Here is an 11,705-nt window from a genome sequence, read left to right as displayed (position 1 = left end):
GAGCGCTTCACCGGGCTCAGAACGTCAGCAGCGCCCAGGCCGCCGCCATCGAGGCCGCACCCAGCAGCCCCATCGACCACGCCGTACGCCGCATCCGCAGACCGCCCGCCACCACCAGCGAGGCCAGCAGCAGCGAACCACCGAACGGCACCCAGGCGTACAGCACGCCCGCCATGTCCCGGCGGACCACCTCGTTCGTGCCCGGACGCAGCGCCACCTCCAGCGTCTCGCCCGGACGCCCCGACACCGACTCGCCGATCGTCACCTCGTGCCGCTCCTCGGGCGGCGCACCGCCCGTCGCGTCACCGGGGAAGTACCGGCCGGTGCACACGTCACCGCCGCAGTCCTCGATCCGGACCGTCCCCGTCCGCTCGCCGAACATCGCCGGCTCCGCCGCACGCCAGGACGTCCACAGCCCCGCGCACACCAGCATCAGCGCGATCAACGCCATCAGCAGCGCCTTCGCGAGCAACAGCACACCGAACAGCCCCTCCCCGGCCCGTCGGGTACGGCTGCGCTTGCTGGATGTTCGGGATGGCATGTCCGCGATCCTTCGTGAAGAAACAGTGGACGGTCAACCTCCGCATCCCGCTTGCCAGGGATGACGCACTATCGGCGCTTTCACGCCTTCTCGGCCGGTTCACCCACCACCGCGACCACGAACTCCCCGCACCGTCTCACGAGTTGTACGTCGACTGCGCCCGCTCCAGACCGTCCACGATCAACGACTCCACCGCGTCCGCAGCCCGGTCCACGAAGTAGTCCAGTTCCTTCCGCTCCGCCGACGAGAAATCCTTCAGCACGTAATCCGCCACCGGCATCCGCCCCGGCGGACGCCCCACACCGAACCGCACCCGGAAATACTCCCGGCCCAGCGACTTCGACAGCGACCGCAGACCGTTGTGCCCGTTGTCCCCGCCGCCCCGCTTCAGCCGCAACACCCCGTAATCGATGTCGAGTTCGTCATGCACCACCACGATCCGCTCCAGCGGCACCTTGTAGAAGTCCCGCAGCGCCGTCACCGGACCGCCCGACAGATTCATGAACGACATCGGCTCCGCCAGCACCACCCGCGTACTCGAAACCCCCGGAGCCCCCACCCGGCCCTCCAGCACCCGCGCCCGCGCCTTGTGCGTCTTGAACTTCCCGCCCATCCGCGACGCCAGCAGATCCGTCACCATGAAACCCACGTTGTGCCGGTTCCCCGCGTACTCCGCACCCGGATTCCCCAGCCCCACCACGAGCCACGGCCCCGACGCGTCCCCGCCGTTCACCTCAGCCATCCCGCACAGACCCCAATCCACACCGGCCCGCGCACCCACGCGCGGACACACGCCCACACATACACGACTGCCGCCGCGCACCCCTGGCACGCGACGGCAATCGCAACAAAACGACGGCGGAAGCCGGGAATTACTCCCCGGAACCCTCGCCCTCGGCGGCCTCGGCAGCCGGCTCCTCGGCCTGCGCGGCCAGAACCTGGATCACGACGTCGTCGGCCTCGACGGCCAGCGTCGTGCCCTTCGGCAGCTGCACGTCCTTTGCGTAGACCGTGTCACCCGCGGCCAGACCGTCGACGGAAACCGTCACCGTCTCCGGGATGTGCGTCGCCTCGGCCTCGACCGGCAGCGTGTTCAGCGCGTGCTCCAGCAGGTGCTGACCCGGGGCCAGCTCGCCCTCGACGTGGATCGGCACGTCGACGGTGACCTTCTCGCCCTTCTTCACGACGAGCAGGTCCGCGTGGAGCAGGAAGCTGCGGATCGCCTCACGCTGGACGTCCTTCGGGATCACCAGCTCCTTGCGGCCCTCGATGTCCAGGTTGATCAGGACGTTCGGGGTCTTCAGGGCCATCATCATGTCGTAGCGCGGCAGCGCGACGTGGACCGGCTCGGCGCCGTGACCGTAGATGACCGCGGGCATCTTGTCCTCGCGACGGAGACGGCGGGCAGCGCCCTTGCCGAACTCCTTGCGGACCTCTGCCGTGAGATTGACGTCAGCCATGGCTGCGCTCCTCGTAGTAGAAAACGAACTGCGGTGTCACTCGGTCCGTCCACGACAGACCAGCTACGAAGAGCGCGCGTCGATAACGGATACGCCGAAAGCCGTGCGATACACGCACGAACGGCCTCCCTCGCCGAGCGACCTCATGAGTCTACTCGGCGAGGAAGGCCGCCGAAAAATCGATCAACCGGGCGGAAGCCTCAGGCGTCGTCGCCCTCGAACAGGCTCGTCACCGAACCGTCCTCGAAGACCTCACGCACCGCACGCGCGATCGTCGGCGCCATCGACAGCACCGTGATCTTGTCCAGCTCCAGCTCGTTCGGCGTCGGCAGCGTATTCGTGAACACGAACTCGCTCACCTTCGAGTTCTTCAGCCGGTCCGCCGCCGGACCCGACAGCACACCGTGCGTCGACGTCACGATGACGTCCTCCGCACCGTTCGCGAACAGCGCGTCCGCCGCGGCGCAGATCGTGCCACCGGTGTCGATCATGTCGTCGACCAGGACACACACCCGGCCCTCGACATCACCCACGACCTCGTGCACCGTCACCTGGTTCGCCACGTCCGGGTCACGCCGCTTGTGCACGATCGCCAGCGGAGCACCCAGCCGGTCCGCCCAGCGGTCCGCGACCCGCACCCGGCCCGCGTCCGGAGACACCACCGTCAGCTTGTTCCGGTCCACCTTCGCGCCCACGTAGTCCGCCAGGATCGGCAGCGCGAACAGGTGGTCCACCGGGCCGTCGAAGAAGCCCTGGATCTGGTCCGTGTGCAGATCCACCGTGAGAATCCGGTCCGCACCCGCCGTCTTCAGCAGATCCGCCATCAGCCGCGCCGAAATCGGCTCACGGCCACGGTGCTTCTTGTCCTGCCGGGCATATCCGTAGAACGGAACAATCACCGTGATACTCCGCGCGGAAGCACGCTTCAGCGCATCGATCATGATGATCTGCTCCATGATCCACTTATTGATCGGAGCCGTGTGGCTCTGCATCAAAAAGCAGTCCGCACCACGGGCAGACTCCTGAAAACGAACGTAGATCTCGCCGTTCGCGAAGTCGAAGGCCTTGGTCGGGACCACATCGATACCCAGCTGCTCTGCGACCTCCTCCGCCAATTCGGGGTGGGCGCGGCCGGAGAAGAGCATCAGCTTCTTCTCGCCGGTCGTCTTGATCCCGGTCACTGCACTGTCTCCTTGCGTTCCGCTGCGCGTCCGTGCTTCTTTACCGTACGCCCCGCCCGGCGGGACCGTGTACCCACCAGCGACGAGACGAAGACCATCAACCGGCCCGCCCGGGCCCCTCGTCCGAACCCTCGGGCCGCTGCTCACCGGCGCCCTGCGCCGCCTGCGCCGCCGCACTTCCCGGCCGCTTCCGCGCCACCCAGCCCGCGATATTGCGCTGCTGACCACGCGCCACAGCCAGCGAACCCGCCGGCACATCCTTCGTGATCACGGAACCCGCAGCCGTGTAGGCGCCGTCCCCGACCGTGACCGGAGCCACAAACATGTTGTCCGCCCCCGTGCGGCAATGTGACCCGATCGTCGTCCGGTGCTTGTCCACACCGTCATAGTTCACGAACACCGAAGCCGCACCGATGTTGCTGTGCTCACCGATCGACGCGTCACCCACATACGACAGATGCGGAACCTTCGTACCGTCCCCGATCTCCGCATTCTTGATCTCGACGAAACTCCCCGCCTTCGCCGACTCACCCAGCACCGTTCCCGGACGCAGATACGCGAACGGACCCACCGAAGTCCCCGCACCGATACGCGCACCCTCCGTGACGGAATTGCGCACCTTCGCCCCGGCGCCCACCACGGTGTCCTCGACCCGCGAATGCGGACCCACCACCGAATCGGCGCCCAGATGCGAAGCACCCAGCACCTGCGAACCCGGCTCCACCACCGCGTCCGGCTCGTACGTCACCGACACGTCCAGCCACGTCGACGCCGGGTCCACCACCGTCACGCCCGCCAGCATCGCGTCCTCGACCAGACGCTCGTTCAGCATCCGCCGCGCCGCGGACAGCTGCACACGGTTGTTGATCCCCGCGATCTCCCGGTGGTCCCCCGCCACCGAAGCACCCACCCGGTGCCCGGCCCCGCGCAGAATCCCCAGCACGTCCGTCAGGTACTCCTCGCCCTGCGAGTTGTCCGTCCGCACCTTGCCCAGCGCCTCGGCCAACAGCCGCCCGTCGAAGGCGAACACACCCGAATTGATCTCACGGAGCGCCCGCTGCGCGTCCGACGCGTCCTTGTGCTCCACGATCGCCGTCACCACACCGCTGTCCGGGTCGCGCACGATGCGCCCGTAACCCGTCGCGTCCGGCACCTCGGCCGTCAGCACCGTCACCGCGTTCTTGTCCTGCACGTGCGTCTCCGCCAGCGCGCGCAGCGTCTCGCCCCGCAGCAGCGGAGTGTCACCGCACGTCACGATCACCGTGCCGTCCAGCGCCGCACCGGAGCCGGCCAGCTCCTCCAGCGCCGTCCGCACCGCGTGGCCCGTACCGCGCTGCTCGTGCTGCACGGCCGTGCGCACCTGGGCGTCGCACTCGGCGAGATGCGCGGTCACCCGCTCACGGGCATGACCGACGACGACCACGAGGTGCTCGGGGTCCAGGGTGCGGGACGCGGCCACGACGTGACCGACCAGGGAACGGCCGCAGATGTCGTGCAGAACCTTCGGAGTCGCCGACTTCATGCGGGTGCCCTCACCCGCTGCGAGTACGACGACGGCTGCCGGGCGATTGGCGCTCACGGGGGTGCCCTTCGGCTACTGGGGGTTCGGGGGGCTGACACCCGCAGGATACCGGGGGGTCGCGACCCGAAGAGGAGGGGCGGGAGGAGCGGCCGGCCCGTCCGGCGAAGCCGCCCGGCGTACGGGGGCGCGCGGGGGGCCGGGGAACGACGAAGGGTCCCGGCTCGGTGTGAGCCGGGACCCGAACTTTGGCACTGCTCCCCCGCCAGGACTCGAACCTGAACCAACTTATCCAAAGTAAGTCGTGCTGCCCATTACACCACGGGGGATGGTAAAGCCGACCGAAACGGACATTTTGTCAGTCCGGTCGAGGTGCCGCCCCTACTATGCCGCACCACCAGCCTTCGATGCGACGATACAGATCGGCTCCTTGCAGAACTCCTACGGTCAGACAGCCCCGGTAGTTCTCGCCGGTGTTCTTGCGCACCGTTTTCGGGTTGTGCTTCTTCAATGTCGTCTTGAGCAACTGATGCCGGTCGATGCCGACTTCCCGGGCCCAGAACTCCTCCGCCGTCGCGACCTCCGCGTACTCGTGGATCATCACCGTGAAGCGCAGGCGGTCTCGCGCCACCCCCAGCAGGTCCAGCCAGGCCAGGAAGACCTTGATCATCCCCGGGTCGCTGTTGACGAAGACGACGCGCTCGCGCCTCCGGTACGGCTTGCTCTTCGCCCCCTCCGACCAGTACAGCCCCACCCCGATCAGGAAGAGCTCGCGGTCGGTCAGTTCGCCGATCTCGTCGTGGGCGGCCGCCGTGGTGCGGCGGCGTTCGGTCTCGCGGAGGGCCGCCTCGTGTTCCCAGCGCTTCGTGGCCGCGAGGCGGGCCTGTTCCTGCCGGTCCCGGCGGGGCGGGGGTTTGGGGAGGTCGCGGACCCAGAGGGAGACGGAGCCCTTCGAGACGCCGAGTTCCAGCTCGATCTCGTCGTAGGTCAGGCCCGCGCGGCGGAGTTCGCGGGCGCGGGTGCGTTGGGCGTCCTTGGCGTTGGGGCGGCGGGTCCAGTCCGGTGGGGGTTCGCCGCGCAGGAGGCGGTTGAGGAGGTCGTTGTTGCCGATCTTGAGGTGGTCGCGGATGCGGCGGCGGCTGAGGCCCTGGCGGCGGAGGGCGACGGCCCGGTCGCGGAGTTCTTCGTGGTGGGCGGCGGGGGCCGGTACGTCGGGGGTCATGGGGGACAGCGTCGTCGCACAGAGGTCCGGTGGGTGCGAAAATGCTGTCGATTCACCGGTTCGAGGGGATGTGTGAGGTTCCGCTGCGGAATGGGGTCGAAGCTGCTTGTGGGGCGGAATGCCGAGTTCGGGCCCTCTCCGGAGAGGGGTGGCGTGGCCGGTCGTACGCTGGGCGGTATGACCGAGACGGGGGATGGCCGGGCCGTCGGAGCGGCCGCCGAGGGCGGCGGGCCGCTGTGGTGGGAGCGGCGGCGTGGTGCGGCGCTGGATGTCTCCCTGGCGGTGGCGTCGGCGGGGGAGTGCGGCTGGCAGGGCGTGGGTTTCGCCGAGGAGGCGGGGCTTCCGGTGTGGGCCGGGGTCGTGCTGGGCGTGGTCGTCGGGTCGGTGCTGGTGCTGCGGCGTCGCTGGCCGGTGGCCGTGGTGCTGGTGGCGATCGCGGTGACGCCGACGGAGATGGGTTTCCTGCTCGGCGTGGTGGGCCTGTACTCGCTGGCGGCCTCGGACGTGCCGCGGCGGATCATCGCGTTGCTGTCGGGGATGCAGGCGGTGGGCACGCTGGTGATCACCTTTGTGCGGATGCATCAGAGCATGGGGCGGGACCCGGATTTCGATCCGCCGTCGTGGCTGATTCCGCTGGTGTCGGTGGTGATGTCGCTGGGTCTGTCGGCGCCGCCGGTGCTGCTGGGTCTGTACGTGGGGGCGCGGCGGCGGCTGGTGGAGTCGCTGCGGGAGCGGGCGCAGGGGCTGGAGGGTGAGCTGGCGCTGCTGGCCGAGCGTGCGGAGGAGCGGGCCGAGTGGGCGCGGAGTGAGGAGCGGCACCGGATCGCGCGGGAGATGCACGACGTGGTGGCGCACCGGGTGTCGTTGATGGTGGTGCACGCGGCGGCGTTGCAGGCGGTGGCGTTGAAGGACCCGGAGAAGGCGTCGAAGAACGCGCAGCTGGTGGGGGACATGGGGCGGCAGGCGCTGTCGGAGCTGCGGACGATGCTGGGTGTGCTGCGGGCGGACGAGATGGACGGTGCGGAGGCGGAGGGCGCCGGTGCGTCCGGTGGGGGGCGTGCGTCGGGGGCGTCGGAGGTTCCGGCGCGGCTGGCGGAGTTCGCGGCGTCGTCCTCGGGCCGGGGTGCGGGGGCTTCGGGCGGTGCCGAGGGGCAGTCCGGGGGTCCGGCCGGGGGTGCGGACGTTCCGGGGGAGGTTGCCGGTGAGGGGGACGGTGAGGTGGCCGGGCCTTCGCTGGAGGAGCTGGATGTGCTGGTGGGGCAGTCGCGTACGGCGGGGATGGTGGTGGATTTCTCGGTGGAGGGGGAGCCGAGGTGCTATGCGGCCGCGGTGGAGCAGACGGCGTTCCGGGTGGTGCAGGAGGCGTTGACGAACGTGCACAAGCACGCGGCGGGGGCGCGGGCGCGGGTGCGGCTGGCGCACCGTGCGGGCGAGGTCGCGGTGCAGGTGGAGAACGAGCCGCCGGGTGAGGGTGCCGGTGCCGGGGACGCGGGGCTGCCGAGCGGCGGCAACGGTCTGGTCGGTATGCGGGAGCGGGTGACGTCGCTGGGCGGCGGTTTCGTCTCGGGGGCGACGGACGCCGGGGGGTTCCGGGTGTCGGCGGTGATCCCGGACCGCGGCTGAGGCGGGGGCGTCCTCCGCCCGTCAGGTGTCCGCGGGCAGCGTGAGCCGGGTGGGCTGGTTGCCGGTGATGAGGGCGGAGAGGGCGGTGTCGAAGTCGGGGCCGAGGTACCAGTCGCCGGTGTGGTCGATGCTGTAGACGCGGCCGCGGGTGTCGGTGCAGACGAGGGCTCGGCTGTCGCGTTCGGTGCCGAGGGGGCAGATGCCGGTGCCGAGGGTGCGTCCGAGGTCGGAGAGGGTGCGGGCCGCGTGCAGCGCGGGCAGCGGGTCGACGCGGAGCGTGACGGGGGCGATGTGGCGGCCGGGGCCCGTGGGGGCGATGTCGAGGGTGCCGAACTCGGCCCAGACCTCGACGGCGGCGGGGAAGACGGCGTGGGTGTGGCCGGCGGGGGTGGTGTGTTCGCGGAGGACGTCGGCCCAGTGCTCGGCCTGCCGTATGTCCCAGCGTCCGGGGTGCCAGCCCGCGGCGTTGAGCGCGTCGTCGACGGCGACGGGGAAGCGGGTGGAGCTGCGGTCGGGGGACGGGCTCAACGGGTCTCCTCCTGCGGGTGTTCGGGGTGGGGTCCTGGGTCGACCGCGCGGACGCCGAAGTGGTGGAGCAGGGCGGTGCAGGAGCGGCAGGGGGCTGCGTAGGCGCCGTGCAGGGGGTCGCCGTCCTCGCGGATGTGGCGGGCGGTGATCTTCCCGTGCTTGAGGGCGCGCTTGGCCTCGTTGTGGGTGAGCGGCTTGGGTTTGGCTGGTTTCTTGCCGCCGCGTTTTCCGGTCTTGCCGCCTTTGCCGCCCTTGTTGGCGCGTTCCTCCTCGGTGGCGGTGAGGAAGCGGGACAACAGGACGGTCTCGGCGCAGCGTCCGGTGTACCGCTCGCGGCGTTCGGCGGTGAGGGTGTCGAGGAAGTCCTGCACGAGGGGGTGGGCCGGGGGTGGCTGGTCGGCCTTGCTGCCGGTGCAGGTGAGGGTCTCGCCGCGGACGGAGAGGGCGGCGGCGATCGCGGGCAGGATGCCGTCGCGGCGCTGGTGGAGGGTGGGCGCCTGGTCGTCGGCCGCGGTCCAGCCGACGCGGGGGTCCTGCGCGGCGGGGTGGGGGATGCTGCCCGGCGCGGGGGACTGCGCGGCGGGTGCGGTGTCCAGCGGTGCGGTGTTCATTGGCGCTTCCTCCCCGCGCGGCCCCTTCTGCCGTGTGTGCGGTGTGTGTCGTGTGTGCCGGTTGTGTGCGGTACTTGCCGTGGGGCGGGGCCAAGTATGCAGTGTGCGGTACGAGTCGATCATGCCGCCGGTCGTGTCACGGCTCCGTGACGGATTCCGTGCGGGGCCGGAACGTGCCGTACCGGCGCCGGTGTTCCGTGGCGGGGGCCCAAGTGGGCCCGTACGGCGTGCGCGTGGGGCGGGAGGGGGCGCGGCCGGTTGTGGGGGCGTGCGGGCGGCGCTCACGGGGGCTCGTGGGGCGTGCTCCGGGCGGGAGTTGGGCCGGAGGCGGGAGCGCCGGGAAACGGTGGGGCGCGGGGTTCGCGGAGGGGGTGTGGGGTCTGCCGAGGTGCGATGACCGGCCCATGACGTACGGCATAGGCTGTGCGGAACCATCGGATGCAGCAGGGGGCTACCGCCATGACGTCAGGTCGGCTCGGGCCGGAGGCACCTCCCGGCCCCTCGGGCCGCGGGACGGCCGCGCCACCGAACCGGGCCTATGCCGGACAGGTGGTGAATTTTCCCGACCCGGTGCGCCGGGCCCGGCACACGCGGGGTGTGCGGGTGGACGAGGCGGGCTTTCCCGACTTCTCCCCGTACGCGCGCGCGGCGGCCGAGGTGGCGGAGCCGCCCGAGGGCTTCGGCGGTGACGAACTCCGCCTGACGGACTACGTGTCGGCGAACGCGGCCCTGCACGCGACGGGTCACGAGCTGTGGACGGACCTGCCGCCGGTGGCCACCCCGCACGGCTGGACGTGGCACCACGTGGCGGGCGGCCGCCGCATGGAGCTGGTCCCGGTGGAGGTCAAGGCGCTGCTGCGGCACCACGGCGGGCTGGCGACGACGGCGGTGGACCACGACAAGGGCGGCACGCGGCCGTTGCAGGAGACGCGTCCGGTGCACTTCGAGGTGCCGCACGGGGTGGCGGTGAGCGAGGAGGCGGTGCTGGACGCGGAGGAACGTCTCGGCTACCGGCTGCCCGGCGCGTACCGCGACTTCCTGAAGGCCGCGGGCGGTTGCGCCCCGCGCGGGGTGGCGCTGGACGCGGAGCTGGGGCTGCTGGTGGACCAGCCGTTCCTCACCGTGCGCGACGACCCCGCGGTGAACGACCTGGTGTACGTGAACAAGTGTCTGCGTGACCATCTGACGAAGGACTACCTGGGCGTCGGTTTCGTGCAGGGCGGCCTGGTGGCGGTGAAGGTGCGGGGCGAGGCGCTGGGTTCGGTCTGGTTCTGCGCGTTCGACGACGCCAAGGACCGGGACGGGCTGGACGTGCGGCAGCGGGTCGAGCTGCTGCTGCGGCCCTGCGGCGCGGACTTCGACGACTTCCTGCTGCGGCTCGCGGGCAATCCGCCCGAGCTGGAGACCGTGGCGAACCTGATGGTGGACGGCGGCTTCGCGCGCGCCGTCCAGGTGTGAGCGGTGTGTGAGGTGGACGGACGATGGTGACCTTCGCACAGGCGCAGGAGCGTGCGGAGCGCTGGGCGAACGCCGAGGTGACGGCGTTCCAGCGGCGCGAGGTGCGGGTGCGGGAGTTCGATCTCGGCTTCGTCGCGTGGGCGGAGGACCGCGAGGACGGCCCGACGACGGACGGCGGCCGGACGCGGCTGGTGATCGCGCGCGACACCGGTGACATGACGCTCTGGCCGGCCCTGCCGGTCGGCGAGGTCATCCGCCGCTACGAGGAGGAGTACGGCCCGGCCCCCGCCCCCGCCGAGCCGGAGGGCGGCGTGTTCGCCCGCCCCGTGGACCTGGAGGCGACCTCTTTCCTGCTGACCCCGCCGGAATGGCTCCAGGAGGCGGCCGACCAGCGCGGTGGTCAGGAACCGGCGGGCGGTCCTGCTGCTGCGGACGCCAACGGCCCGGCGGGCGCCGGCAGTTCAACGGATTCGGAGCCCGAGGGCATCGAGGGGATCGAGGCCTTCGAGGCGTTCAAGGAGGGGGTCGCGGAGGCCGAGGGCGCCGCCGCCTCCTCGTCGGAGGCCCCGACCGAGGCGGGCGTTCCGGTCGACTCGCCGTCCGCGGAGGACACTTCCGCCGCTCCCGGGCCCGAGGACGTGCTCCCGGCCGGGGCGCCGCCGATGCCCGCCGCGCCTCCGCCGCCCCCGGCCGACGCCCCGGCCCCGGACGGGTACGCGTCGGCTTCCGGCGCCGAGCCGAGCCCGTGGGACGCCGCCGACACGACGAGCAGCGCCGCCTTCGACGCGCAGCACCCGCCCGCGACGGTCTTCGCGCCGCCGATCAGCGGCAGCGACGAGGACGACACCCCGCCCCCGCCGCCCAGCGAGCGTTCCGAGGCGCGCACGGCGGTGCTCGCGGACGGCGCGGGCCCGGACGAGGACGCCGAGGACGACCCGTCCCCGGTCGCCGGCACCAACTCTCCCGAGCCGTCCGGCACTTCGGACGGCCCGAACGGCACCTCCGGCGACGGTGCGCACCACGCGGCGACGACGCCGGCCGACCCGTCGGCGGCCGGTCCGGGCGTGCCCCCGCCGCCCGCCGCCGTTCCCGGTGCTCCGCCGCCGCCCCCGCCGCCCGGGGTGCCGGGTGCGGGTGGTCCGGGTGCGCAGGCGTCGCGGGGCAGCGGTCCGTCCGTTCCGCCGCCGCCGGGTGCGCCCGGTGCGCCGGGGGCCAGGCCGGGTGGCGCGGGTCCCGGGGTGCCGGGTTCGCCGGGTGCCGGGTACGTGCCGACGCAGATGGTCTCCGCCGAGGCGCTGGCCGCGCAGGTGAACGAGAGCGACGCCCGTTCCGCCGAGGCCGCCCCCACGGACGGCTCCGGCACCGACAGCCGCGACGCCACCTCCGGCGAGGGCACCCCGACTCCGGCTGACGGAACCGACGGCGCGTCCGGCGGCGGCGTCCACCACGCCGCGACGATGCTGGCCGACCCCTCCGCCATGGGCCCGGCCGCCTCCGGCGTGCCCGCACCCCCCGGCCCGCCGCCCGCGGCCCCGGGTCCGCCCCCGCCGCCGGGCCCCCCG

The 11,705-nt window shown here is 71.8% G+C and carries 10 protein-coding genes, 1 tRNA gene and 1 pseudogene; 3 read left to right on the top strand and 9 right to left on the bottom strand.

Annotation, left to right across the window (positions count from 1 at the left end; translation table 11 throughout):
- Positions 1-16: 16 nt before the first annotated feature.
- From HCC30_RS22370 to HCC30_RS22340, 7 genes are all read right to left on the bottom strand, one after another.
- Complete coding sequence (locus HCC30_RS22370; RefSeq protein WP_169444477.1) at positions 17-541, bottom strand: hypothetical protein; 525 nt, start codon at positions 539-541, stop codon at positions 17-19.
- Positions 542-677: 136 nt separating this feature from the next.
- Positions 678-1,283, bottom strand: a complete 606-nt coding sequence (pth, locus tag HCC30_RS22365; RefSeq protein ID WP_169444475.1) for an aminoacyl-tRNA hydrolase — start codon at positions 1,281-1,283, stop codon at positions 678-680.
- Positions 1,284-1,413: 130 nt separating this feature from the next.
- On the bottom strand, positions 1,414-2,001 hold the full coding sequence (locus HCC30_RS22360; protein WP_169444473.1) for a 50S ribosomal protein L25/general stress protein Ctc: 588 nt from the start codon (positions 1,999-2,001) through the stop codon (positions 1,414-1,416).
- Positions 2,002-2,201: 200 nt separating this feature from the next.
- On the bottom strand, positions 2,202-3,182 hold the full coding sequence (locus HCC30_RS22355) for a ribose-phosphate diphosphokinase (RefSeq protein WP_169444471.1): 981 nt from the start codon (positions 3,180-3,182) through the stop codon (positions 2,202-2,204).
- Positions 3,183-3,279: 97 nt separating this feature from the next.
- Positions 3,280-4,761 carry a bifunctional UDP-N-acetylglucosamine diphosphorylase/glucosamine-1-phosphate N-acetyltransferase GlmU gene (gene glmU / locus HCC30_RS22350; protein ID WP_169444470.1) on the bottom strand — a complete coding sequence of 494 codons (1,482 nt, stop codon included), beginning with the start codon at positions 4,759-4,761 and terminating at the stop codon, positions 3,280-3,282.
- A 197-nt stretch (positions 4,762-4,958) separates the two neighbouring features.
- A tRNA-Gln gene (locus HCC30_RS22345) sits at positions 4,959-5,030 on the bottom strand.
- Positions 5,031-5,059: 29 nt separating this feature from the next.
- On the bottom strand, positions 5,060-5,923 hold the full coding sequence (locus tag HCC30_RS22340; protein WP_169444468.1) for a hypothetical protein: 864 nt from the start codon (positions 5,921-5,923) through the stop codon (positions 5,060-5,062).
- Positions 5,924-6,100: 177 nt separating this feature from the next.
- Between HCC30_RS22340 and HCC30_RS22335 the strand changes: the two genes are divergently transcribed.
- Positions 6,101-7,546 carry a histidine kinase gene (locus HCC30_RS22335; RefSeq protein ID WP_169444467.1) on the top strand — a complete coding sequence of 482 codons (1,446 nt, stop codon included), beginning with the start codon at positions 6,101-6,103 and terminating at the stop codon, positions 7,544-7,546.
- A gap of 21 nt (positions 7,547-7,567) precedes the next feature.
- Here HCC30_RS22335 and HCC30_RS22330 read toward each other — a convergent pair whose 3' ends face one another.
- Both HCC30_RS22330 and HCC30_RS22325 read right to left on the bottom strand, forming a co-directional pair.
- Positions 7,568-8,074 (bottom strand): SUKH-3 domain-containing protein, encoded by a 507-nt coding sequence (locus tag HCC30_RS22330; RefSeq protein WP_169444465.1) that lies wholly within the window; start codon positions 8,072-8,074, stop codon positions 7,568-7,570.
- A complete protein-coding gene (locus HCC30_RS22325; protein ID WP_206324191.1) occupies positions 8,071-8,685 on the bottom strand; it encodes a YwqJ-related putative deaminase in 615 nt (204 codons plus the stop codon). The genes HCC30_RS22330 and HCC30_RS22325 overlap by 4 nt, the downstream gene beginning before the upstream one ends.
- A gap of 459 nt (positions 8,686-9,144) precedes the next feature.
- Here HCC30_RS22325 and HCC30_RS22320 point away from each other — a divergent pair, with 459 nt between their 5' ends.
- Together HCC30_RS22320 and HCC30_RS22315 are read left to right on the top strand one after the other, a co-directional pair.
- Entirely contained in the window at positions 9,145-10,143 is a 999-nt protein-coding gene (locus HCC30_RS22320; protein WP_169444461.1) for an SMI1/KNR4 family protein, read from the top strand.
- Positions 10,144-10,166: 23 nt separating this feature from the next.
- Positions 10,167-11,705 (top strand): annotated as a pseudogene (locus tag HCC30_RS22315) (hypothetical protein); the annotation flags it as partial.

It is taken from the genome of Streptomyces sp. HNM0574, assembly GCF_012726235.1.
In the GTDB taxonomy this organism is placed as follows: Bacteria; Actinomycetota; Actinomycetes; order Streptomycetales; family Streptomycetaceae; genus Streptomyces.
Note: the sequence above shows the minus strand (reverse complement) of the source record. Positions and strands in the feature narration are given on the sequence as shown.

Bases quoted from the DNA above. Each gene is read 5' to 3' on its own strand.
- HCC30_RS22370 (WP_169444477.1), bottom strand. From the start codon at position 541: ATGCCATCCCGAACATCCAGCAAGCGCAGCCGTACCCGACGGGCCGGG.
- pth (WP_169444475.1), bottom strand. From the start codon at position 1,283: ATGGCTGAGGTGAACGGCGGGGACGCGTCGGGGCCGTGGCTCGTGGTG.
- HCC30_RS22360 (WP_169444473.1), bottom strand. From the start codon at position 2,001: ATGGCTGACGTCAATCTCACGGCAGAGGTCCGCAAGGAGTTCGGCAAG.
- HCC30_RS22340 (WP_169444468.1), bottom strand. From the start codon at position 5,923: ATGACCCCCGACGTACCGGCCCCCGCCGCCCACCACGAAGAACTCCGC.
- HCC30_RS22335 (WP_169444467.1), top strand. From the start codon at position 6,101: ATGACCGAGACGGGGGATGGCCGGGCCGTCGGAGCGGCCGCCGAGGGC.
- HCC30_RS22325 (WP_206324191.1), bottom strand. From the start codon at position 8,685: ATGAACACCGCACCGCTGGACACCGCACCCGCCGCGCAGTCCCCCGCG.
- HCC30_RS22320 (WP_169444461.1), top strand. From the start codon at position 9,145: ATGACGTCAGGTCGGCTCGGGCCGGAGGCACCTCCCGGCCCCTCGGGC.